General features: G+C 71.0%; 23 protein-coding genes. 13 read left to right on the forward strand and 10 right to left on the reverse strand.

Translation table 11 applies throughout. From position 1 onward, the window contains the following. Position 1: 1 nt before the first annotated feature. Positions 2–706, reverse strand: a complete 705-nt coding sequence (locus I847_RS21560; protein ID WP_231384047.1) for a nucleoside/nucleotide kinase family protein — start codon at positions 704–706, stop codon at positions 2–4. A gap of 245 nt (positions 707–951) precedes the next feature. Here I847_RS21560 and I847_RS0102795 point away from each other — a divergent pair, with 245 nt between their 5' ends. Together I847_RS0102795 and I847_RS0102800 are read left to right on the forward strand one after the other, a co-directional pair. Then, entirely contained in the window at positions 952–1,680 is a 729-nt protein-coding gene (locus I847_RS0102795) for an SDR family oxidoreductase (protein WP_028048470.1), read from the forward strand. 36 nt (positions 1,681–1,716) lie between these two features. Continuing rightward, a complete protein-coding gene (locus I847_RS0102800; protein ID WP_028048471.1) occupies positions 1,717–2,703 on the forward strand; it encodes a LacI family DNA-binding transcriptional regulator in 987 nt (328 codons plus the stop codon). Positions 2,704–2,767: 64 nt separating this feature from the next. On the opposite strand, the gene I847_RS0102805 is transcribed toward I847_RS0102800, so the two are convergent. From I847_RS0102805 to I847_RS0102820, 4 genes are read right to left on the reverse strand one after another with little or no spacing between them, the layout of a single operon-like run. Continuing rightward, positions 2,768–3,766, reverse strand: coding sequence for a LacI family DNA-binding transcriptional regulator (locus I847_RS0102805; protein WP_028048472.1), 999 nt, complete (start codon positions 3,764–3,766; stop codon positions 2,768–2,770). 35 nt (positions 3,767–3,801) lie between these two features. Further along, on the reverse strand, positions 3,802–4,407 hold the full coding sequence (locus I847_RS21565; protein ID WP_196804453.1) for an AAA family ATPase: 606 nt from the start codon (positions 4,405–4,407) through the stop codon (positions 3,802–3,804). A gap of 16 nt (positions 4,408–4,423) precedes the next feature. Beyond that, positions 4,424–5,323 carry a tagatose-bisphosphate aldolase gene (locus I847_RS0102815; protein WP_028048473.1) on the reverse strand — a complete coding sequence of 300 codons (900 nt, stop codon included), beginning with the start codon at positions 5,321–5,323 and terminating at the stop codon, positions 4,424–4,426. 59 nt (positions 5,324–5,382) lie between these two features. Then, positions 5,383–6,762 carry an L-fuculokinase gene (locus tag I847_RS0102820; protein WP_034609072.1) on the reverse strand — a complete coding sequence of 460 codons (1,380 nt, stop codon included), beginning with the start codon at positions 6,760–6,762 and terminating at the stop codon, positions 5,383–5,385. 363 nt (positions 6,763–7,125) lie between these two features. On the opposite strand from I847_RS0102820, the gene I847_RS0102825 reads away from it, so the two are divergent. From I847_RS0102825 to ligD, 4 genes are all read left to right on the forward strand, one after another. After that, the gene (locus tag I847_RS0102825) at positions 7,126–8,241 is read left to right on the forward strand and encodes an LLM class flavin-dependent oxidoreductase (RefSeq protein WP_028048475.1); all 1,116 of its coding nucleotides are present in this window, start codon (positions 7,126–7,128) and stop codon (positions 8,239–8,241) included. A 232-nt stretch (positions 8,242–8,473) separates the two neighbouring features. Then, on the forward strand, positions 8,474–9,208 hold the full coding sequence (locus I847_RS21570) for a GAF and ANTAR domain-containing protein (protein ID WP_051274392.1): 735 nt from the start codon (positions 8,474–8,476) through the stop codon (positions 9,206–9,208). Positions 9,209–9,604: 396 nt separating this feature from the next. Further along, positions 9,605–10,264, forward strand: a complete 660-nt coding sequence (locus I847_RS21575) for a PAS and ANTAR domain-containing protein (RefSeq protein ID WP_051274393.1) — start codon at positions 9,605–9,607, stop codon at positions 10,262–10,264. A gap of 90 nt (positions 10,265–10,354) precedes the next feature. Beyond that, entirely contained in the window at positions 10,355–11,848 is a 1,494-nt protein-coding gene (gene ligD / locus I847_RS0102840) for a non-homologous end-joining DNA ligase (RefSeq protein ID WP_028048476.1), read from the forward strand. Positions 11,849–11,855: 7 nt separating this feature from the next. Here ligD and I847_RS0102845 read toward each other — a convergent pair whose 3' ends face one another. Then, complete coding sequence (locus I847_RS0102845; RefSeq protein ID WP_028048477.1) at positions 11,856–12,359, reverse strand: metallophosphoesterase; 504 nt, start codon at positions 12,357–12,359, stop codon at positions 11,856–11,858. 340 nt (positions 12,360–12,699) lie between these two features. On the opposite strand from I847_RS0102845, the gene I847_RS0102850 reads away from it, so the two are divergent. Both I847_RS0102850 and I847_RS0102855 read left to right on the forward strand, forming a co-directional pair. After that, positions 12,700–13,794: a YihY/virulence factor BrkB family protein gene (locus tag I847_RS0102850; RefSeq protein ID WP_028048478.1), complete on the forward strand. Its 1,095-nt coding sequence runs from the start codon at positions 12,700–12,702 to the stop codon at positions 13,792–13,794. A 27-nt stretch (positions 13,795–13,821) separates the two neighbouring features. After that, positions 13,822–14,550: a DUF72 domain-containing protein gene (locus I847_RS0102855; RefSeq protein WP_028048479.1), complete on the forward strand. Its 729-nt coding sequence runs from the start codon at positions 13,822–13,824 to the stop codon at positions 14,548–14,550. 17 nt (positions 14,551–14,567) lie between these two features. Here I847_RS0102855 and ppk2 read toward each other — a convergent pair whose 3' ends face one another. Next, complete coding sequence (ppk2, locus tag I847_RS0102860) at positions 14,568–15,497, reverse strand: polyphosphate kinase 2 (protein WP_034608756.1); 930 nt, start codon at positions 15,495–15,497, stop codon at positions 14,568–14,570. Between the two features lie 318 nt (positions 15,498–15,815). On the opposite strand from ppk2, the gene I847_RS0102865 reads away from it, so the two are divergent. Further along, the gene (locus tag I847_RS0102865) at positions 15,816–16,034 is read left to right on the forward strand and encodes a hypothetical protein (protein ID WP_028048481.1); all 219 of its coding nucleotides are present in this window, start codon (positions 15,816–15,818) and stop codon (positions 16,032–16,034) included. A 129-nt stretch (positions 16,035–16,163) separates the two neighbouring features. Then, complete coding sequence (locus I847_RS0102870) at positions 16,164–16,727, forward strand: VIT1/CCC1 transporter family protein (RefSeq protein WP_231384049.1); 564 nt, start codon at positions 16,164–16,166, stop codon at positions 16,725–16,727. Positions 16,728–16,738: 11 nt separating this feature from the next. Here the strand turns inward: I847_RS0102870 and I847_RS0102875 are convergent, their stop codons facing one another. Then, the gene (locus I847_RS0102875) at positions 16,739–17,722 is read right to left on the reverse strand and encodes a patatin-like phospholipase family protein (protein ID WP_028048483.1); all 984 of its coding nucleotides are present in this window, start codon (positions 17,720–17,722) and stop codon (positions 16,739–16,741) included. A 304-nt stretch (positions 17,723–18,026) separates the two neighbouring features. Here I847_RS0102875 and I847_RS0102880 point away from each other — a divergent pair, with 304 nt between their 5' ends. Next, complete coding sequence (locus I847_RS0102880) at positions 18,027–18,413, forward strand: aldehyde dehydrogenase (protein WP_231384050.1); 387 nt, start codon at positions 18,027–18,029, stop codon at positions 18,411–18,413. 2 nt (positions 18,414–18,415) lie between these two features. On the opposite strand, the gene I847_RS0102885 is transcribed toward I847_RS0102880, so the two are convergent. Both I847_RS0102885 and I847_RS0102890 read right to left on the reverse strand, forming a co-directional pair. Beyond that, positions 18,416–18,673 (reverse strand): hypothetical protein, encoded by a 258-nt coding sequence (locus tag I847_RS0102885; protein ID WP_028048485.1) that lies wholly within the window; start codon positions 18,671–18,673, stop codon positions 18,416–18,418. A 421-nt stretch (positions 18,674–19,094) separates the two neighbouring features. Further along, positions 19,095–20,438 (reverse strand): NAD(P)/FAD-dependent oxidoreductase, encoded by a 1,344-nt coding sequence (locus tag I847_RS0102890; RefSeq protein ID WP_028048486.1) that lies wholly within the window; start codon positions 20,436–20,438, stop codon positions 19,095–19,097. A 240-nt stretch (positions 20,439–20,678) separates the two neighbouring features. Between I847_RS0102890 and I847_RS25310 the strand changes: the two genes are divergently transcribed. Next, positions 20,679–21,299, forward strand: coding sequence for a TetR/AcrR family transcriptional regulator (locus I847_RS25310; protein WP_051274394.1), 621 nt, complete (start codon positions 20,679–20,681; stop codon positions 21,297–21,299). Beyond that, the gene (locus I847_RS21585; RefSeq protein WP_231384051.1) at positions 21,296–22,987 is read left to right on the forward strand and encodes an MDR family MFS transporter; all 1,692 of its coding nucleotides are present in this window, start codon (positions 21,296–21,298) and stop codon (positions 22,985–22,987) included. The genes I847_RS25310 and I847_RS21585 overlap by 4 nt, the downstream gene beginning before the upstream one ends. The last annotated feature ends 59 nt before the right edge of the window (positions 22,988–23,046 follow it).

Genomic DNA, 23,046 nt, shown 5'->3' on the forward strand with positions numbered 1-23,046 from the left:
GTCAGAGCTCCTTCGGTGAGCGGGTACGAGCAGGTGTGAGGCGGGCGACCAGATCCGCCCTGGTGCGAGTGGCCTCGACGATGAGGCCGTTGGCGGTGTCCACGTTCGCGACCCAGGCTCGTGCGTCCTCGGGTGCGTCACCGAACGATCGGCGTCGCGACACCAACCTCTCGCTCCGCACGTCCGGCGGCACGTCGAGGTACCAGGCCTCGTCGAGGCATGGTCGGACGGCGTCCCATCCGAGGTCATCCAGCAGGAGGTAGTTGCCCTCCGTGAGAACCAGCGGCGTGTCCTCGTGGACGGCGACGGCGCCCGCGATGGCGGCCTCGAGACCGCGATCGAAACGTGGCGCATACACGACCGGTTCGACCTGGTGACGCAGCCGTCGGAGCAGGGCGACGTAACCGCCGACGTCGAAGGTGTCCGGCGCGCCCTTGCGCTCCCGGCGCCCCAGACGCTCGAGCTCGTCGTCGGCGAGGTGGAAGCCATCCATGCCGACCAGGACGGCTTGGTCACCGAGCGCTCGCAGAAGTGCTGCGGCGACCGTCGACTTGCCGGCTCCCGGTGCTCCGGTGATGGCCAGGAGGGTGCGTCGGTTCGACCCGGCCAGGGCACGGGCGCGGTCGACGAGGTCGTCCACCGACATCTCGCGCACCGCGTCCCGTGCGACGGCCTCGGGCTTCGTGGTGTCGACGTTGGTCACCATGGAGAACTCGTTTCGCTGACGTGGTCCGACGGCCGTTCGCTCGAACGTCGGGGTCGAGTTGCCGAGGAACCTATGCCCGCATGACACCGGTGTCAAGCGTTCCCTGTCACCGGTGACAGAAATGTGTCTGTCACCGGTGACACAGCGACCGATCTTGGGCTACATTGACCGCGTCGTCGAGGTTGGCGCGCGTGCCCTCGGGCCGCGAGACGGCCTCACATCCCCCGACCCGAGGAAGAGTTCCCATGTTCGATCTCAACGGCCGCACGATCCTCGTCACCGGGGCCGGCGGTGGCATCGGCGGCACCACGGTCCGCCACCTGGTGAAGGCCGGCGCCGACGTCATCGCGAGCGGGAGGACGCAGGACGCGCTCGACGAGCTCGCCGCGGAGACGGGCGTCCGAACGCTCCCCTTCGACCTGACCAGCGAGGACTCGGTCCGGGACGCCCTGGACGGCACCGACCTGTGGGGCGTCGTGAACTGCGGCGGCTTCGGAGGTGAGATCGCCACCCCGATGGACACCGACATCGCGGTGTTCGACCACGTGATGGCGGTCAACGCGCGTGGCACCCTGCTGGTCACCAAGTACGCCTCCCGCTCCATGATCCGCCTGGGCCAGGGGGGCGCCATCGTCAACGTCTCGAGCCAAGCGAGCCTCGTCGCCCTGACCGGCCACATCTCGTACGGCTCGTCCAAGGCCGCGGTGGACAACATCACCAGGGTCTCTGCGCTGGAGCTGGGCCGGTACGACATCCGCGTCAACAGCGTGAACCCCACCGTGGTGATGACGCCGATGTCTGCCTGGTACTGGGGCCGCCCAGACATCGAGGGTCCGTTCCTCGACGCCATGCCGCTCGGGCGATGGGCGACCGAGGACGAGATCGCGGGTCCGATCACCTTCCTGCTCAGCGACGCCGCCTCCATGATCTCGGGCGTGTCGCTGCCAATCGACGGTGGCTACACAGCCCGGTGAGCGGGCTGTCCGGCTGACGGAAGGGGGCCGCGGCGCATGACGACGATGCGTGATGTCGCGCGTCGTGCCGGAGTCAGCGCGAAGACGGTGTCGCGCGTCTTCAACCACGACCCACACGTGAGCCCGGGGACGAAGGCACGCGTCGAGGCCGCCCTGCGTGAGCTGAACTACGTTCCGAGCACGCTCTCCACGACGTTCCGCACGGGTAGGGCGCCGGTGATCGGCGTCGCTGTGCCCGACATCGCCGACCCGTTCTTCGGGGCGCTCGCCAAGGCGGTCGAGGCGCTGGCCGCCCGGCACGCCATGTCCGTCGTGATGACCAGCCTGGGCGAGGATCCCTCGCGTGAGCCGGCGATCGTCCAGTCCCTCCTCCGGCAGTCGCTGAGCGGGCTGGTCATCGCGCCGATCGCGGGTGACCAGTCCTATCTCGAGGCCTGGGCTCAGCACACGCAGGTCGTGTTCGTGGACCGTCGACCGTCAGGGATCGTCGCCGATTCCTTCACGGAGGACGACCATGCGGGCGCACGCGTCGCCACCGAGCACCTGGTCGGGCACGGTCACGTCAGGATCGGCTTCCTCGGCGACAGCACCGCCATCCCGACCAGCCGTGGTCGTCTCCAGGGATATCGGGCTGCGCTCCTCGACTCGGCGATCGCGTACGACGAGTCGCTCGTCGTGCTCGGCGCGATGGACCGCCCGTCCGCCGCCGCCGCCTTCGCCGCCCTGCAGCATCTCGAGGCGCCGCCCACCGCGATCTTCACGTCCAACGCTCGAGTGACCATGAGCCTGGTGCCGGTCCTGCACGCGCACCGAGGGCTGGCCTTGGCCGGCTTCGGCGACTTTCCGATGGCCGACGTGCTCGAGCCGTCGCTGACCGTGATCGACCAGGACCCGGCGGCGCTCGGCACTCTCGCGGCCCAGCGGATCCTCGACCGGCTCGCACATCCCCAGCGGCGATTTCGCCGCCACACGGTGCTCCCGGTCCAGCTCGTGGAGCGCAGGTCGTGCCTCCCGAACGGGTGACCGGGGCGTCCCGAACGGGTGACCAGGTGGATGCGGCCGTCGCGAGCGTCGGGGCCTGCGTGGATCAGGCCGTCGTGAGCCTCGCGGCCGCGCCCCGGTCGACGAGCCGGACCGGGAGCACGGTCTTCCGCCGCAGTCGCCGGTCAGGCTGGTCGATCCTCAGGAAGAGCCGCTCGGCCGCGAACCGGCCGACCTCTCCGGGATCCTGGTCGATGACGGTGACCGGCGGCGTGAGCGATCCGGCCATCGGGAAGTCGCCGAAGCTCACCAGCTCGACGCCGGACCAACCGATCCGCTGGAGTGCGGGGACCGCGTCGAGGCTGCACCGCGCGTTCGACGAGAAGATCGCCGTGGGCGGGCTCGCGAGCTGCTGCCAGCGGCGCAGCGCCGCCTCGAAGGCCTCGCCGTCGGTCTCACCGAGGTACACGAGCTGCTCGTCGGCGTCGACCTCGGCCGTCGCGAGCGCCTCCCGGTAGCCCTGCAACCGCAGCGCGGTCGTCGGGAAGCGGTAGGCATCACCGACGAAGGCGATGCGCCGGTGGCCGTTCGCGAGCAGGTGAGCGGTCGCCTCGCGACCGCCCCCGGCGTCGTCCTCGATGACCGAGTCCGCGACGAGCTTCCCCGGCGCGCGGTCGACGAAGACCATGGCCGTCCGCTCCTGCCAGGGGCGCAGGTAGGACTGGTCCGGCCCGACAGGGCACGCGATGAGACCCGCGATCTGTCGCTTCAAGAGGTTCTCCACGGCCTCCTGCTCGTGGCCGGCGTCGTTGCCCAGACTGGTGACGATGACGCCGGTGTGCCGAGCCACGGCCACGGCCTCGACCGCGTGGATGATCTGCGCGAAGAACGGGTCCGAGATGTCCGGCACCGCGACCCCGATGGCCGACTCGCGCCCTGCCCGGAAGCTGACGGCCAGGACGTTGGGGACGTAGTGCAGCTCTCGCACGGACGCCTGGACCCGTGCGCGCACCTCGTCCCGGACGTATCCCTCGTTCCGCAGGACACGGGAGACGGTCTTGGGGCTGACGCCGGCGTGCGCGGCGACGTCTCGCATCGTGGCCATGGGGATCTCCGTCCGACGTCGGGTCTGCGGAGAATCTATGACACCGATGGCACATCCTGGCGCACCGGCCCGCCCAGCAGACGCGCGAGAACGGCGTCGACGAGCGCCTCCGGCTGCTGCATGGCGTCGGCACGGACGTGCGGGACCCGTGGCGCGGCAAGGTCGACGCCGGTCAGCCCGTCCTCGCGGGCGAGCCTCGGAGCGTCTCGCCCGGCACCACGCCGCCGGATCCGGTCCTCCACGGCGGCGGCGCTGATCTCGAGCCAGACGAGAGTGGGCCTCCCGCCCGCAGCCTCCAGACGCGCCGCCAAGGCCGCCCAGGCCGTCGGGTCGCGCCGCTCGGAGGTGAACGGCGCGACCAGGACGACGCTCAGGCCCAGCCGCAGGTTCTCCTCGGCCACCGCGGTGATCGCCGCGTAGCGGGCAGCCCGGGTCGCACCCGCCAGGACCGGGTCGTCGAGATCGTTGACTCCCAGCAGCGTGGCGACGACGGCGGTCAGGTCGGCCGTCGCGGTGTCGAGGTCGAGCAGGGCGGCCCCGAGGCGTCCGGCCAGCAAGGCGGCCAGGGTGCTCTTGCCCGACCCCGGCGGGCCCGTGACGACGACAGCCTGCGACTGTCGTCGTCCCTCGTTCGTCTCCACGTCCGGCGACCGATCGTCACGCCCGTGCGGGCGCCCCGTCGACGACCGCGGCCAGCTCACGCAGGCGGGGCAGCGCTCGCGTCGTGAGCAGATCGTGCCGGGTCTCGTGGGAGACGGCCAGGCTGTCCTTCCACAGCGACCGGCCGGCCATCGCGCCGCAGGCGCCGTTCGCGACGGCGATCTCGACCTGCTTGATGAACGTCTCGTGGTTGACGCCGGCGGACAGCACGGCCCACGGCACACCGTCGGCGGCCGCCGTCACCGCGGCGCACGCGGCAGCCGAACCCGGGTAGGGCAGCTTGAGCAGCTTGGCGCCGCACTGCACCGAGATGCGCGCCGCGTCCGCGATGAGCTGCGGGAACGCCGCCTCGTACTCGGCCTCGCTCTCACCGTCGAGCCGGTACGTCAGGATCTCGACGATCAGCAGCAGCCCCTCGGCCTCGCAGGCCTTGACCAGGTCACGGATCTCCTCACCCACGCGGGAGCCGGCGTCCTGCTTGTCGGGCCGCATGTACCAGAGCATCTTCGCCACGTCGCCGCCCAGCTCGCGGACCGTCCGAGCCGTGACGCCGTCCACGAAGTGCGTGAACCTCAGGCCGTCGGTGGTCTCGAACCCCGAGGCGTCCATGCCGACGACGAGAGCCGTGCCGCGGGCGAGGGTCCCGTCGTCGACGATCGCCGGGAGGGCGACCTCCGGGTCGAGCAGGATCGCGGGCGCCGCGTTCCCCAGGTACTCCACCAGGTCGGACTTCGCCTCGGCGAGCTGGTCCAGCGTCACGGAGCCAGGGCCGTCGGGGGCATCGGTCATCACGGCCTTCATGCCGTTGCGCTGGTCGGCGGCCACGATCAGGACGTGGCCGGCGGGCGTCGAGATCGCGGCCATGCCGCGCCGTTCGAGGGTGGTGAGCTCGTTCATGGGATTCTCCGGGGGTCGTCGTGCGGGTTCCGAGCAGGTGCTCGCGGACTGTGAAGTCGTCACGCCGAGTCGCGGCTGACGGCAGGTTGGAGGTCGCTCTCGAGCAGACCCATGGCGAAGAGCGCCGCGCCGTACGCGGTGTCCTGATCGCGACTGGAGACGACGAGCCCGGGCAGCACCGCGGCGCGTGCTCGCTGGACGCTCGCCATCCCGGCCCACCCACCGGTGAGCAGGCTGGAACGGGCCGGCGGGACCACCCGGTCCATGGCGTCGACGAGGAGCTGGATCTCGTCGTTGCTGTGCCGCAGCACCGCGTTGAACAGCTCCGCCGGGCTGACGCCGTCCCCGCGGACGGTCAGGGCAAGCACCCCGTCGTCGTTGCGGGCACCGCTGACGTGGATGCTGCCCGGGTCGAGCGCACCCTCGAGCGGCAGGCCGGCAGCCTCGGCGTCCAGCCTGTCTCGGCCCGCGCGGTCCGTGATCCCGGACAGCTGCAGGGCGCGTCGCATGAGCAGCCCGCTCTTGACGCCCGCGACGATCACGGACTGGCCGGGGATGACGTGGCGGACGCAGTTGATGAGGTGCTGGGCGAGCTGGGCGCGGGCGTCGAACGACAACGGCTCGTCGACGACGCGCAGGAGCACCTCCGCAGTCCCCATGGACACGTGGTACCGGTCGTGGGCGATGACGCCGCCGGACACCGCGGAGACGAGGTGGTCATGGCCGGCGACCGTGATCTCCGCGCCGGCGAACCCGGCAGGGACCCAGCCGGCCGTGGCCGCCCCGAGCCGGGTGCCGGCGTGCACGAGCGGAGGCAGCAGGCGCTCCGACGCGCCGAGATGGTCGATCAGCTCGAGCCAGGGCTCTCCCGTGTCCTGGTCCAGAAGACCTGTCCGTGAGGCCAGGGAGTACTCGCTCACCCCGTCCGCGCCCATGCTCGCGGCGACGAACTCCGGCAGGTTGAACCACCGCACGTCGCGCAGGTCCACCCCGCCGTCGCGCAGGTGGATCAGCTTCGCCACGGACACCTGCGCGCCCACCGGAAGTCCGGTGCGCCCCGCGAACTGCTCGAGCATGTGGGCGGGCAAGGACTCGATCTCGGGGCGGCCGCGCGGATCGAACCAGGCGATGCCCGGGGCGACCGCGGCGCCGTCGCGACCGACCAGGAACCCGGTCTCCCCCATGCCGGAGACGGCGACCACCTCGACCGCGGCACGCCGATCGCCCGTGGCATCCCGCAGGTCGTGGGCAGCGGTTGCCAGGAGCGTCCGGATGCTGCCGATCAGGGCGTCCGCGTCGAGCTCCGTCGTACCGCTCGGGCCCGGGCGCCACGGCGTCGGCCGCTGCCGGACCAGCACCTCGTTCCCACCCTCGTCGGCGATCAGGACCTTGATCCCCGTGCTGCCGAGATCCAGCCCGGCCACGAGTCGTCCGCTCACCACTGCCCCACTGCTTCCTCCATCGAACGTCTTGATCGTCGAGCCGAAGGTCGCTCGCGCGTTCTCCCGAGCGGTCCGCGGTCGTGGAGCCACCGTCTGACACCGGTGTCTGACACCGGTGTCATGATGCGTGCTGAGGGCGGTGCCTGTCAATCCCTCCAGCCATCACCCAGCTGGTTCGGCGGCCCGGCGCCGGCCGCGGCCGACGACCGTGCATCCCCGGGACCTGCACCGACGGACCTCCGCGGAAGGTGCCGACGGGTCCGCATCGTGAGCAATGGCGCGCAGGCATTGACCGACGCCCGGTGGCTTCCTACGGTGCGCCGCGTCTCACGCGTCCGCGCCCAACCGGAAGGCCAGAACATGCCCGTCGAGTTCCTCGGAATCGCCACCACGAGCGACGCCTCCGAGACCACCGCCGCGACCACCCGACCGATCGACCTCGGGTATCTCGAGCGCATCGTCCGGACGCACCAGGACAACGGCTGGACCCGTGTGCTCTTCGCCTACGGCTCCGGCGGCCTGGAGCCGTCGGCCCTCGCCGGGTACATCGCGGGCCGGCTCGACTCGATCGAGCTGCTTCTCGCCCACCGTCCCAACGTCTCCTACCCGACGTTCGCCGCCAAGACGTTCGCGACCCTCGACCAGGTGTCGCAGGGACGGCTGTCCGTCCACTTCATCACCGGTGGCAGCGACCACGAGCAGGCGCGCGAGGGCGACCGGCTGACCAAGGACGAGCGCTACGCCCGGACGCGCGAGTACATCCAGATCGTGAAGAAGGCCTGGTCCAGCACCGAGCCGTTCGACCACCACGGCGAGTTCTACGACTTCGACGACTTCATCCTCGACGCCAAGGCGTTCGAGGGCCGATTGCCGACGATCTCGTTCGGCGGGTCGTCCGACGCGGCCTACCGGGTCGGCGCGGCCGAGGCCGACATCTACGCCGTCTGGGGCGAGCCGTTGGTCAACACCGCGGAGCAGATCGCCCGGGTGCACGCCGAAGCCGCCGCTGCGGGGCGAGCGACGCCGCCGCGCATCCATGCCGCATTCCGCCCGATCATCGCGCCCACCGAGGAGCTCGCCTGGGAGAAGGCCCACGACGTCGTCGCCCGGATCGAGGCCCGAAAGGCCGCCCTCGCCGGCGTGTCGTCGCGCTGGTCCTCGGGGCCGCCCCAGAACGCGGGCTCGCAGCGACTGCTGGCGATCGCCGAGCAGGGAGATCGCTTCGACACCGCGCTCTGGACGGCGACCACCAAGGCCACCGGCGGCGCCGGCAACTCCAACGCACTCGTCGGCACCCCCGAGACCGTCGCCGAGGCGCTGCTCGCGTACTACGACCTCGGCGTGCGGATCATCTCTGCACGCGGCTACGACCTGCTGGACGACGCCACCGACTTCGGTCGGTACGTCATCCCCATCGTCAAGGAGGAGGTCGCCAAGCGCGACAAGGAGGCGGCCGCACAGGGCGCCGCTGCGTGACGTGAGGCGACCCGATGTCCGGCGCACTGGCCACTGGACCAGGCTTCGGGCATCGGGCCCCGCCACGGCCGAGCGTGGATGCCGGTCGTCACGGTGCGCCACAGCCGGTGCGCAGGTGCCTTCGCGCGCCGGGGCGTACGGTCGTAGCGGCTGACCACAGAGGCGAGCCCGGGTCGCCAAGTCGCGGTCGGCCGGAGCGCGAGCGGCGCAGCCAGGAGGGACGCAGCGGGGGATGGACGAGGCGACGCGCACCGCCGCGATCACGGAACTGCAGGCCGTCCTGCTCGAGACGGTCGGCATCGAGGAGTTCCTCGACGGGGTGGCCGACGCAGCAGCACGACAGGTAGGGCCTGCGACATCGGCGACGATCACCCTGCGCCGCGACGGTAGACCGACGCTCGTCGCCGCGAGCGATCCGCGCGCTGCCGAGTGCGACGAGGTCGAGTACGCGGTCGAGGAGGGGCCGTGCCTGAGCTCGATCGACCTCGGTCGGCTCATCCACGTCCCGGACATCGCGACGGAGACCCAGTGGCCGGCCTGGCGGGCTGCGGCGCGGGGCAACGGCTACAGGTCGGCGGCGGCTCTCCCCCGGTCCGTCCGGCCCGCGACACACATCGCGCTCAACCTGTACGCCGTCGACGCGCACGCCTGGAACGAGTCCGCGATCGAGGTCGCCGACCTGTACGCCGACGAGGCCGCGCGAGCGGTCGCCCTGTGCCTGCGGACTGCCGACCTGGCCGAGATGAACGCCGACCTCCGGGCGGCCCTCGCGTCGCGTGCCGTGATCGACCAGGCCCTCGGCGTCGTCATGGCACAGAACCGTTGCTCCCCGGACAAGGCGATGGCGATCCTGCGCAGCGCGTCCCAGCACCGCAAGGTGAAGCTTCGGGAGGTGGCAGCCATCGTCGTCGAAGCCGTCGCCGGCACCCCGGCTCGGACGGTCGACACCTTCCAGCAACGCAACTGACCCGACGAGCGCCTTGCGGTGGCGCGACGGTCGCCGTGGCCTTAGCGTCCGACGTGCCGGGCTGACTCGTCGGCCCGTGCACCTTTGCCCGGGACAGGAAACGTCGCCGGGTACGGCAGGTGCGCAGCGCGTGCGCCGCACCGCGACAGAGGACACCCGTCGCTCGGGCATGCCCCGATCCCCGCCGGATCGGCGCCCGCCCTGCTCCCACATCCCACCCCGCGCCGCGCTCGACGCCGACCGACTCCCGGGCGCCGACGCCCCATCCACAGACGCTCGACCCTCCGAGCGGCTAGGAGGAGGAACCCCATGGCCCTACACATGCAGCGACCCGGCGAAACCGGGCCGACCCCCGTACGCTCCTGCGCCGACGCGAGCCGGCTGCCTGCCTCCACAGTGCCCACGACGGCCACGGACGGCGGTACCGCATCCCCGGCGCCGACCGGCCGGTTCACCTTCTCCCCCCTCACCGAGCGCTGGCAGTGGTCTGACGCGATGTACGCCCTCCACGGCTTGGAACCGGGCGACGTCGTTCCCACGGCGGGCCTCTTCGCGCGCCACGTGCACCCCGACGACCGGTCGTTGGTCGAGGCGGTGCTGCAGCTGGGCCGTTCCCGAGAAGCCGGCTGCGAGTACCGGCTCGTCGACATGGCCGGCGCCGAACGAGCAGCGACACTGGCCGTCAGCCCTGCGCCCGACGGGTCCGTCACCGGCCTCGTCGTGGACGTGACGAGAACGCGCAGCCGGGCCGTGGCCGAGGCCGTGGACGGACATCTCGCTCTCGCGCTCGAGTCCCGAACGGTCATCGACCAGGCGAAGGGCGTCGTCATGTCGACGTTCGGAACCGACAGCGAGACTGCCTTCGCCTCTCTCGTGAGCATCTCGCAGCGCGAGAACATCCGGGTCCGCGCCATTGCCGAGCTGATCCGCACGGCGGCGGAGCACGGCGGTCTCGACCCGGCCCTCCGAGCGGTCGTCCGGAGCGGGCTCGACGCGGTCTCGGAGCGGGCGGCGACGTCCCGGCGGGACGTGCCCATGAGGTCGCAGGTCGGCTGACCGGATCGAGGCTCGGCGGGCAGGGGGACCCCTGCCCGGCGAGGGGTGCGCCCGGTCGCACGGCGGTCCGTACCGCACCAGACTCGGGACGTGCCAGACGGGACGCACCAGAGCGAACCCCTCGACGAGTACCGCGCCAAGCGGGACCCGGCGCGCACGCCCGAGCCCGTCCCGGCGCCGGGCGCCGTCCCCGGCGCGGCCCTGAGCCCGGGCGCGGGTCGAGGCTTCGTCGTCCAGGAGCATCACGCCCGAGCCCTGCACTGGGACTTCCGCCTGGAGCGCGACGGCGTCCTCGTGTCCTGGGCCGTCCCCAAAGGTCTGCCGCTGGACCAGAAGACCAACCACCTCGCTGTGCACACGGAGGACCATCCGCTCGAGTACGCGACGTTCGAGGGCGAGATCGGTGCCGGCGAGTACGGCGGCGGGCAGGTCACCGTCTGGGACCGCGGCACGTACGACCTGGTGAAGTGGTCGCCGCGCGAGGTCCAGGTGGTCCTCCACGGCGAACGCGTGCAGGGCCGCTACGTGCTGTTCGCCACGGGCGCCAAGGGCGCCGCGCCCGACGCCGGGAAGAACTGGATGGTGCATCGGATGGATCCCCCGACCCGACCCGACTGGGAGCCGGTGCCCGCGCTCGTGCGCCCGATGCTCGCGGTGCCCGGCGACCTGCCGGAGGACGACGAAGGCTGGGCGTACGAGATGAAGTGGGACGGGGTCCGCGCGGTCGCCTACGTCGACGGGGGCCGGGTGCGCCTCATGTCCCGCAACGACCTCGACATCACTCGCTCCTACCCTGAGGTTGCCCGGATGGGCGAGCAGCTCGGGTCGACGCCCGTGGTCCTGGACGGCGAGCTCGTGGCCTTCGACGCGGGCGGCGCGCCCGACTTCGGGCGCCTCCAGCAGCGGATGCACGTCGCCGATCCCGCCGTGGCGCGACGCCTGGCTCGCTCCGTGCCCGTCGTCTACCTCGTGTTCGACGTGCTCCACCTCGACGGCCGGTCGACGCTCGACCTGCCGTACGACGAGCGGCGCACCCTTCTGGAGCGGCTGGGGCTCGCAGGCCCCTCCTGGCAGACCCCGGCGTCGTTCCCCGGACCCGGCGCCGACGTCCTGGCGGCCAGCCGCGAGAATCGTCTCGAGGGTGTCCTCGTCAAGCGGCGCTCCGCGACCTACCGTCCAGGCAGGCGCTCGTCGGACTGGCTCAAGGTCAAGCACGTGCACATGCAGGAGGTGGTGGTCGTGGGCTGGCGACCGGGCAAGGGCAGGCGCGCGAACACCATCGGATCGCTGGTCCTCGCCGTTCCCCAGGACGGTGTGCTCCGTCCCGTCGGTGGCGTCGGCACGGGCTTCACCGACCGGATGCTCGATGACCTCCGGTCGCGTCTGCTCCCGCTCGAGCGACCGACGTCTCCCTTCCAGGAGCGCCTGCCGTCCGCCGAGGTCCGCGATGTCCGCTGGGTGCGTCCGGAGCTCGTCGGAGAGGTCGCCTACACCGAGTGGACCGGCGACGGGCGGCTGCGGCATCCGGCCTGGCGCGGTCTTCGGCCCGACAAGGACCCCCACGACGTGGAGCGGGAGATCTGACGGCCCGCTACGTCCGGGCCTGCAGCCGGTGCAGGACCACGTCGACCAGCGCGCTGTCGCGAACCTCCGCCGTCATGAAGGTGGCGTGGGGCTGCCGTCGGCGGTCGGTCGGCGAACCGGGGTTCAGCAGCCGCATGCCGGCGGGCGTGACGGTGTCCCACGGGATGTGGCTGTGCCCGAACACGAGCACGTCCAGGTCGCGGTGCTCGGCATCGCACCGGCGCTCGCGACCCGCGGCCTGGCCCGTCTCGTGGACCACGCCGAGCCGGACGCCGGCGAGCTCCACGCGCGCGACCCGCGGCAGAAGAGCGTGCAGGGCGTCGCCGTCGTTGTTCCCGTGGCATCCGACGAGCCGGCGCGCCCGTCCCGAGAGGGCGGCGCAGAACTCGTCGGAGACCCAGTCGCCCGCATGGACGACGACGTCCGCGTCGTCCACCGCCGACCACACCGGTGCCGGCAGGTCGTGGGCGCGGCGCGGGATGTGGGTGTCGGCGAGCAGGACGAGTCGCACGAGTCGATCCAACCGGTCGGAGCACGGGCCCGCCACCGACACGGAAGCCGACCACCCGGAAGCCCAGGACGCCTGAGTGGCGGGCTCGTCGGGCCTGGCCTAGCGTCCCGACATACCGGTCGGAACGGTCGACCGGACAGTCGCCCGGGGCAGGAAGCGTCGCCGGACGTGGTCAGGTGCGCGGCGCAGCCCGCCCGCACACCGCGGACGAAGGACTCCTCGGGCGCAGCGCGCGCCTCGCTCGAACACGGCGGTCACGGTTCCTGGGCCGCCGACCCGGTGGGGTGGCCGCCGGCCCACGGCGCTGCTGCGACCGTCGTCCCGAAGAGGTAGGGCCACCATGTCCGACCAGCGCACCGACAGCACCCTGAGCACGGCCAAGGAGCATGCTCCGTCCCCCGACGACCCGCGCAAGCCCGCCTCGCCCGAGGACATCACGAAGCGCTCCTGGCGGTACGTCCTGCGCACGACCCTGCGCGAGTTCGCCAAGGACCAGTGCACGGACCTCGCAGCAGCGATGACCTACTACGCGGTTCTCGCGATCGCGCCCGCGCTGCTGGTGCTCGTCTCGATCCTCGGGCTCGTCGGAGACCCGCAGAAGATGATCGACGACGTCCTGAAGATCGTCGACGACGCGGGCGCCCCGTCCGCGGGAGAGACCCTCGAGCCGATCCTCACCCGACTGACCCAGGCGCCGGCCGCCGGCTTCACGCTCGTGCTCGGACTGGTGCTGGCCCTCTGGTCGGCGTCCGGGTACGTCGCGGCCTTCAGTCGAGGCATGAACCGCATCTACGAGATCGACGAGGGACGTCCGTTCTGGAAGCTGCGGCCAGCACTGCTCGTCGTCACGGTGACCCTGGTCGTCATCGCCGTCGTGATCGTCGCCGCACTCGTCCTGTCGGGCGCCGTCGCGAGGTCCATCGGCTCGACCATCGGCCTGAGCGACGCCACGGTGACGGTGTGGGACATCGTGAAGTGGCCGGTCATCGCCGCCCTCGTCGTCGTGGCGATCGCCATCCTCTACCACGCGACGCCGAACGTGCGGCAGCCGAGGATTCGCTGGATCAGCGTCGGCGCCGTCGTGGCGCTCGTCGTCTGGGTGCTCGCCTCGCTCGCGCTCGGCGTGTACGTGTCGAACTTCTCGAGCTACGACAAGACCTACGGCTCGCTGGCCGGCTTGATCGTGTTCCTGCTCTGGCTGTGGATCACGAACCTGGCACTCCTGTTCGGCGCCGAGCTCGACGCCGAGCTCGAACGCGGACGCGAGCTCCAGGGCGGCATCGAGGCCGAGAAGACCATCCAGCTCCCACCGCGCGACACGCGCTCGAGCGAGAAGAGGCAGGCCAACGAGGAGAAGGACGTACTGCTCGGACGTGCGCTGCGTGAATCGCACGGGGCGAGGGGCGACGACGACAACGACGGCGCTGCGCCCTGACGGCCGGTCGCCCTCGACGCAGTCTCCATGAGCATCCACATCGGGACCTCCGGATGGTCCTACGACCACTGGGACGGCGTGCTGTACCCGCCGGGACTGCACCCGTCGGACCGGCTGGCCAGATACGTCCAGGAGTTCGACACGGTCGAGCTCAACGCCAGCTTCTACCGCTGGCCTCGCGAGTCGACGTTCGCCGGCTGGCGGCGAAGATTGCCGCCGGGTTTCAGCATGTCGGTCAAGGCGCCGCGCGGCCTGACCCACGCCAAGCGCCTGTACGCGCCCGAGGTCTGGTCGGAACGCATCGCCAGGTCCTGGCACCAGCTCGGCGATCGACGCGCGGTCGTCCTGGTCCAGCTGCGACCCGACCAGGAGCGCGACGACGCCCGGCTCGACTGGTTCCTCGACTCGTTGCCCGACTGGGTCCGCGTGGCGGTCGAGCTCCGCCACCCGTCGTGGCAGGTCGACGAGGTCTTCGCGCTGCTCGAGCGTCACGGCGCGGCATCCTGTGTGATGAGCGGCGCCCGCCTGCCGTGCGTCCTGCGCGCCACCGCTCCGTTCGTCTACGTGCGGATGCACGGTCCGGACCACGACCACCTGTACGGCGGCTCGTACTCGGACGACGACCTGCGCTGGTGGGCCGATCGCGTCCGCGAGTGGGAGAGCTCCGGGCGCGACGTGCTCCTGTACTTCAACAACGACGGCGGTGGGAACGCGGTGCGCAACGCCAGGACGCTGCGCTGGATCCTCGGCGTGTGACGCGACTCAGACGCGCGCTAGTCGCCGACGGTGAGGCGGCCGCGCTGCACGATCAACGGGTCGACCTCGCCGATGACGTCCTCGTCCTTGCCCTCGTAGGAGAACTGGCTGAGGAAGTACCGCATGGCGTTCAGGCGGGCGCGCTTCTTGTCGTTGCTGCGGACCGAGATCCATGGCGAGGCGTCGGTGTCCGTACCGGCGAACATCGCCTCCTTCGCCGCGGAGTACTGCTCCCATCGATCGAGCGACTCGAGATCCATCGGTGACAGCTTCCACCGCCGGACGGGGTCGATCTGGCGGATCGCAAAGCGGGTGCGCTGCTCGCGGCGGGTGACCGAGAACCAGAACTTGGTCAGATGGGTGCCGTCGCCGACGATCAACCGCTCGAACTCCGGGGCCTGGCGCATGAACGCCGCGTACTCGTCGTCGGAGCAGAAGCCCATGACGCGTTCGACACCGGCCCGGTTGTACCAGGACCGGTCGAACAGCACGATCTCCCCGGCCGTCGGGAAGTGCCGGATGTAGCGCTGGAAGTACCACTGGCCCTGCTCGGTGGTGGTGGGCTTGGTCAGCGCCACCACGCGAGCCGCGCGCGGGTTCAGGTGCTCCATGAACCGCTTGATCGTGCCGCCCTTGCCGGCTGCGTCACGCCCCTCGAACACGATGATGTGACGCTCGCCGGTCTCCTCAGCCCAGTACTGCAGCTTCAGCAGCTCGACCTGCAGGTGGTACTTCGCGTCCTCGTACTCGTCGCGATCCATCAGCTCGTCGTAGGGATAGTCCTCGCGCCAGGTCTCGACGGCCTTGCCACCGGGGTCGATCAGCACCGGGTCCGCACCTTCGCCGCCCGAGACGCTGTAGCCCTCAGCGACGAGCCGGTCGATGTACTCCCGCAGGGAGTCCTCGGAGTCAGGGTGGTACCCGTCGAGATCGCGTGTCGTGTCCATCGCGTCCTCCTGACCGAGCGGCCCGCCTGCGACTGTATCGACGTCCTCCCCTGAGGACCATGCCCGTGACGCAGCCCTTGCGGGGCCCGGTCGTCACCTCTTGTGCGCGGCCGCCTTGACACGTCGCCGGTGCGGGTCCCGCTTGACGCGGTCGGCCGTTCGACAGGACTTGCCGCGCGCTGCGCCGCAGCGAGGGCATTCGATGTCCAGAGGCTTGCTCATTGGGTGATGGTGCACGAAAGCGGCTACGACGTCCAGGACGACCGCCCAGGAGTACACGGGCACCCGAGCACGCGCGTGAAAGCTAGCGTGGCGCCCATGGCCTACCTCCTGAAGTGGACCGAGCAGTCGGACGGCTCGTTCGCCGCCACGACGCACAACGGCAAGACGTATCGCGTCGTGCGGATCGACGACGCCTGGTGGGCGCTCGCGCCGTACGACGACACCCGGGGCGGCCCGCATGATTCGTCGATCACCGCCCGGTACTCCTGCGACGCGTACGCCCTCGAGCTCGAGGGCCCCCAGAACGTGCTCTGACGGCGCCGCTCGTCGCGGTGGCCATGCTCGGGCCGGCGGGCGGCGAGGTTAGCCTTGCCTGTATCGGTGCAGGTCAGGGCAGGCTTCGCTTCGATGACACAGGCCGACGAGCGTGCCTATGGTGACCGTGTGACCATCCTGCCGAACGCTCTGGTGCGACGCTCGGAGTCGCCCGCGCCGTTGTCCGGGGCCGGCCTGAACAGCCTGCGGGCCGGCGTGCTGGGCGCCAACGACGGGATCGTCTCGGTCGCGGCGATCGTCGTCGGTGTCGCGGGTGCCTCGTCGTCGCAGAAGGCGGTCCTCGCCGCGGGCGTCGCGGGCCTCGTCGCCGGAGCCCTCTCGATGGCGGCCGGCGAGTACGTCTCTGTCAGCTCCCAGCGCGACGCCGAGCGCGCCGCCGGCGTCCCGGCCGACGCACAGACCAACCCGTGGCACGCAGCGTTCGCGTCCCTGGCCGCCTTCCTCGTCGGCGGGATCGTGCCGATGATCGTCGTGCTCGTGCCCTGGCCGAGCGCCCTCATCGTCCCGGCCGTCGTCGTCGCGGTGGTCCTGGCTCTCGTGGCGACGGGCTGGCTGAGCGCTCGGGTCGGTCGCGCGCCCGCTCGTCGGGCGGTTCTGCGCAACGTGGTGGGTGGCGTGCTCGCGATGGCCGTCACCTACGGCGTCGGAGCGCTCCTCGGCATGGCCCTCTGACGGCGGTACCGTCACCGCCAGAACTCGGCCAGGTGGGCGGCAAGGGCTCCACCGTGCGCGTATCCGGCTCGAGCAGCGGCCGGACGCAGCGACGGGTCCATCGCGTTGGCGCCGAACAGGTGCTCGGAGCCGCTGTCCGGGCCGATGGTCTCGACCTTGCTGCCGCGTGCGCGGAGCTCGTCGACCTGCGCGGCGAGCTGCAGGCCCCAGTCCAGTGGATGCCGGGTCCTCCCGCCGAAGGGTGACAGCACGAGAACCCGCCGGTATCCCGCCGCGAGATCGGCGTTCTCGTTGCGTCGGTAGCCGCCGTCGATGTACTGGTGGTCCCCGATCCGGTAGGGAAGGCCACCGGCACAGCTCGCAGCGACCGCGTCCACCAGCTCGACCTCGCTCCGGCGGTCGAACACGACCGGTTCACCGGTCCGGGCGTCGACCGCCGTGACGAGCACGGCACGTTCCGGCCAGTGCTGGCTGGGCAGCCGCGAAGCGACGGTGGCGCGCCACTGTGCCTGCCAGGATCCGTCGGACGCCGCCTCCATCTCGAGCGCCGCCGCTCCCATCCTGCGGCGCATGTCAGCGGCATCGTCCGATGCCGCGATGATGGCGGCGGTCCGCTCCAGGTGGCTCGCCACGGGCCCGGCCGGAGCGCGGCCGCGGCGGGGACCCGCGCCTGCCGGTGGGGCAGTGTTCAGGATGGCGGACAGCAGCTCGGTCGGCGTCGCGCCGGCCAGCTGGGCGGCGGCCGTCGAACCGGCTGACGTCCCGATCGTCAGGTCGGCTGCGGTCACGTCCAGCCCGGCCTCGAACAGGCCGGCGACGACGCCGATCAGCCAGGCGTTGCCTGTCGATCCGCCGCCACCGAGGACCAGCGCTCGCGCGCCCGTGGCGGGTATCCGCACGGTGGCATCGATCTGTGGGTGGTCCTGGTCGGACGTCGACAGGTGCCGGACCGTCGTCGAGACGGAGTGCAGAGGTGCAGAAGGTGTGGTGTTCATGAGAGTCGCCCTTCGCGAATTGCCTGGAGGGGCGCTCCCGGTGGCGACTAGCTCAGTCGCACGACCGTGGACTGCGAGGGAGCACCCAGTGCGGATCCTGCGTTCATGGGTCTCACCTCCGGCGGTCGGGAACGATCACCCGGACGGTACACACGTGCGGCTCGGGTGTGCAACGGGCGTCGGAACGGGTGGTCCGGTGGGTGAGCGCGACCATGGCCTCCGGCGACGGGCCGAGCGTAGCCTCGAGAAGTCAGGAGCGACCGACGGACGAGAGAGCGGGCACGCGATGAGCATGATGGCGGACATGATGAAGAGCATGCCGATGGCAGGTGCTGCCGGTATGGACATGGCAATGATGCAGGGATGCATCGAGGCCTGCTCCGCGGCGTCGATGGCGGCCACGATGTGCGCCGACGCCGACGGTGGTGAAGGTATGGGCCGATGTGCGTCGATGTGTATGAACACCGCCGAGATGGCCGACACGATGATGCGCATGATGCTGCGGCCCGCGGGCTACGACATGGGCGTCATGACCTCGATGATGTCGACATGCATGGCGATGGGTGAGGCCTGCGCCGCCGAGTGCGACATGCACGCCGCGATGTCGGAGCACTGCCGAGTCTGCGCAGCGGCCTGCCGGGCCATGGTCGAGGCATGCTCGACGGCCATGTCCGCGATGCAGGCGGCCTAGCGCTACGCCTGGTCGAGCGACCGCGCCGAGAACCACGTCCCGCCGAGGGCGACCAGCCCAGCGACGGGGTGCACCGCAACAGGCTCGCCCAGCGCTGGCGAGGCGATGGTGCTCATCACGACGACGTGGCCGTCCAGCAGGGTGACGGTCAGGCGGTCGCCGTGCCGCGAGACGACGAGGCCGTCGCGCCATGCGCTCGGTGACGCCTTGGCGACGACGGACTGGATGGCAAGGACATCGGTCTGGGTGCGGTCGGACACGGTTTCTGCTCCATCGGTGGTTCTGCGCGAGGTGTGTTGCTTCGCACCGGCACCACCCGATCAGAGCGGGGGCGCTCGTTGCTGGCGTGCGGCGCGGCGGCGCCGCGGGAGGTCCTCCCCCGGGCCAGGTGGATGACCTGCCGGTCAGCCCTTCCAGGCTGCGAGGACGAGCACGACTCGGTCGTCAGCAACAACACATTCGACAGACAAGCCGGTGCGTCGACGACATGTCGACGGACCCCGCGTCACGCGGGATCTCGAGCACGGGCTTGGCGATGGACATGGTTCGAGTGTCGGTGGCCGTCCACATGCTGTCAAGGCGTCTCACGCCTTGGCACGACGGCTCCGGACACCGGATGAACGCCGTCCGAACGGTGCGACGCACCGGAGCGCCCGGCCGACGCCGCGTCCCGGACCGGCATCACCCCGTCTCGCCGCCAGCGATCCGCCCGAGCAACCCCTTGAGCGCGGAGACATAGATCTCCGAGAAGGTCGGGAACGGCTGGATCGTGTCGGCCAGCACGTCGAGCGGCACGCGGGCCCGTACGGCCAGCGTGGCCTGCTGCAGCCACTCTCCCGCCTCGGGTCCGAGCGCATAGGCACCGGTCAGCCTCGTCCCGTCGCTGACCAGGGTGAGGAACCCGTTGTCGTCGGCGTAGGCCCGCGTGTACGTCGCAGTCTTGGCGACGTCGCGCACCGGGACTGTCGCGGAGAACCGGTCGCTCGTCGCACCGACCGACGCTGCCTGCGGATCGGTGTACGTCACCCGCGGGACGGCGTCGTAGTTGGCGGTCCGCCGCTCTCCCAGGATGTTCGCCGCAACGACGTCGCCCTGGTACTTGCCGACGTGGGTCAGCGGCCACAGGCCCGTGACGTCGCCGATGGCCCAGAGGCCATCCGTCACGCGCAGCCGATCGTCGACCGGCACCCCGCGCGGGTTCTCCTCCACGCCGACCGTCTCCAGGCCGAGGCCGTGGACCCGTGGTCGCCGTCCGGTGGCCACGAGCAGCCGGTCCCCTCGTAGCTCGCGTCCGTCGTCCAGGTCGAGCACGAAGTCGTCGCCGTCGCGTCGGGCGCCCGCAACGCCGGTGGAGAGCACGAGCTCGACGCCGTCGCGACGGAGCACCTCCCCCAACGCCTCGCCGAGCTGCGCCGGCTCGCGGGCCAGCAGGTGCGCGGACCGGTCGGTCAGCACCACCTCAGCGCCCAGCCGGCGAACCGCCTGCGCCAGCTCCACGCCGACCGGCCCACCACCCATGACGAGCAGGCGGCGTGCGACCGCCTTCATGGAGGTCGCCTCGCGGCTCGTCCAGACACCCTCGAGCTCGCTCAGGCCCGGCACGGGCGGGAAGAAGGGCTCGGCACCGTTCGCGAGCACCACGTGATCCGCCGTGTGCCGCACCCCGTCGACCTCGACCGCCCCCGGACCCGCGAGCCGGCCACCGCCGCGGAGAAGCTCGATGCCGTTGTCCGCCAACCACCGCACCTGCCCGTCATCGGAGTAGTCCGACACCATGAAGTCGCGCCAGGCCAACGCCGCCTCGACGTCGACCTCTGCGCTGGCGGCGGCGTCGCGGGCACCGTGCACCGCCTCCCCCGGCCGCAGCAGCGTCTTCGACGGGATGCACGCCCAGTACGAGCACTCCCCGCCGACGAGCTCCCGCTCGACGACGGCGACGCGCAGGCCGCCCTCCGCCAGGGCGCCCGCGCAGTGCTCACCGGGCGAACCGCCGCCGAGGACGATGACGTCGTAGTCGGCGCTCATGTGGGGAGCTCGTCCCCGGCGCGCTCGGCGCTGCTCATGTCCGGCTCCTTCGCGTGGGTTGCACCCGCGAGCAGACCAGCCCTGCCGCGACACAACGGTGAGGTGCTCGTGTCACAACCTGCCGCCACCCGGCAGGGCCGTCAAGGCGCTCCGACGCGGCGAGCTCCGCGTGGAGGGTCGCCGGCGCTTGGTGACCGAGGCAACAGTGACGAACGATTGCAGTCGTGCAATAATGCAGTTATGCAATCAACCGAGACCGGGCTGCGAGAGCGCAAGCGCGTCGAGACGCGGCACCGCATTGCGGACGCCGCACTCGAGCTGACGCTCGAGCACGGTCTGGACGGTGCCACCGTCGACGCCATCAGCGCGGCCGCGGGCGTGTCCCCGCGTACGTTCTTCAACTACTTCGAGTCGAAGGACGACGCGCTGCTCAACGCGCCGGACGCGCACGAGATCGAGGCGATGGTCGCCGCCACCGTGGCGGCGAGCGACGACCTGAGCGTGCGCGAGGTAGCGGTGCGCTTCTTCGTCGAGAAGATCCGCACCACGCTGCAGTCGGGAACGCAGCGAGCGCAGCGCCGCGAGCTGTTCGACCGGTACCCGCACCTGCTGGCCACCGCGTTCCGTCAGCTCGGAGACACCCAGGAGGCGTTCTCCGGTGCCCTGGTCCGGATCGCCACCGCTCGCGCGGTCGGGACCGACCAGGACACGGCCTGGGCGGACATCGCGATCATCGCCGCAGCCTTCGCGGTACGCGCCGCCATGACCGAGGCCGCGAAGAGACCGGGGCTCGCCACCACAGACCAGATCGAGGAGCGTGCAAACGCGCTCCTGAAGACAACATGGGAGAACCTCACGTGACCACCACAGCCGCGGAAGCCGAACAGGCACCGCAGTACCTCCCGCAGCCGGCCTCGGACACGTCCCACAAGGGCGTCCTGCTGGTGTTCGCCGGCCTCCTCATCGCGATGCTGCTGTCGTCGCTCGACCAGATGATCTTCTCGACCGCCCTCCCGACGATCGTCGGCGAGCTGCACGGCGTCGAGCACATGGTCTGGATCACCACGGCCTACATCCTGGCCTCGACGATCGTCATGCCCGTCTACGGCAAGCTCGGCGACCTCGTCGGCCGCAAGTGGCTCTTCGTCAGCGCGATCGCCATCTTCCTCGTGGGCTCCGTCATCGGCGGTCTCGCGCACTCGATGCCGACCCTGATCGCCGGACGCGCTGTCCAGGGCTTCGGCGGCGGCGGCCTGATGATCCTCGCGATGGCGATCATCGCCGACGTCGTGCCGGCCCGCGAGCGTGGTCGGTACAGCGGGATCATGGGCGCCGTGTTCGCCGTGTCCTCGGTCGCCGGTCCCCTGCTCGGCGGGTTCTTCACCGAAGGGCCCGGCTGGCGGTGGGCGTTCTGGATGAACGTGCCGCTCGGCATCCTCGCGATCATCTGCGCCGTGAAGTTCATCCACCTCCCGAGGCGCGTCCGCGCCAAGCCTCGTCTCGACTACGCCGGCATGGTGCTGATCGCGATCGCGAGCACCTGCATCGTGCTCACCACCACGTGGGCCGGCTCCACGTACGACTGGTCCTCGCCGCAGATCCTCGGCCTGATCGCCGGTGCGATCGTGTCCGGAGTCGCGTTCGTGCTCGTCGAGCGCCGCGCGGCCGAGCCGATCATGCCGCTGTCCCTGTTCCGCAACCGGAACTTCAACGTCGCCACCCTCGGCGGGCTGCTGACCGGCATCTCGATGTTCGGGGCGATGGCCTTCCTGCCGACCTATCTGCAGATGGTCACCGGTTCCAGCGCGACCGAAGCCGGACTGCTGATGGTGCCGATGATGCTCGCGCTGCTCCTCACGTCCGTGATCTCCGGCATCGCGATCTCCCGCACCGGCTCGTACAGGTGGTACCCGGTCGTGGGCATGGTGTTCGTGGCCATCGGTCTGCTGCTGCTGTCGACCATGACTCCCGGGCTCGCCGTCTGGGTCATCTGCGCCTACACCGCCATCATGGGCGTCGGTCTCGGCATGACCATGCAGAACCTGGTGCTCGTCGTGCAGAACTCGTTCTCGATCAAGGTCGTCGGTACCGCGACGTCGTCGAACAACTACTTCCGCCAGATCGGCGCGTCGGTCGGCTCCGCCGTCGTCGGCTCGCTCTTCGCGTCGAAGCTCGCCCACCTCCTGACGGAGCGTCTCCCGGCCTCGGGGGCCGCGGGCGACACGGGCAGCTTCACGCCCGACCTCGTGCACAACCTGCCCGACCAGGTGCGCGAGATCATCGTGGGCGCCTACAACGACGCCCTCACGCCGGTGTTCCTCTACATGGTGCCGATCGCGATCGTCGCGGCCGTCGTGCTGGTGTTCATCAAGCACAAGCCGCTGGCCACGTCGATCGAGCCGGAGGCCGTCGCCGAGCCCCTCGACATGGACGGTGCCACGCACCTGGCGCTGTACGAGGCCGAGCTCGACACCGAGAACGACGTCGAGCGTGACGACGAGGACGACCTCGACCCGCGACAGGAAGCGCTCGCAGCGAGCTCGTCCTGAGCGAACGGCCCCGCACCCGGGTGGTGCGGGGCCGTTCCGCGTCGGGCGGTGGCGACCGC

Origin of the sequence: Cellulomonas sp. URHD0024 (genome assembly GCF_000426185.1) — a bacterium.
Taxonomy (GTDB): Bacteria; Actinomycetota; Actinomycetes; order Actinomycetales; family Cellulomonadaceae; genus Cellulomonas.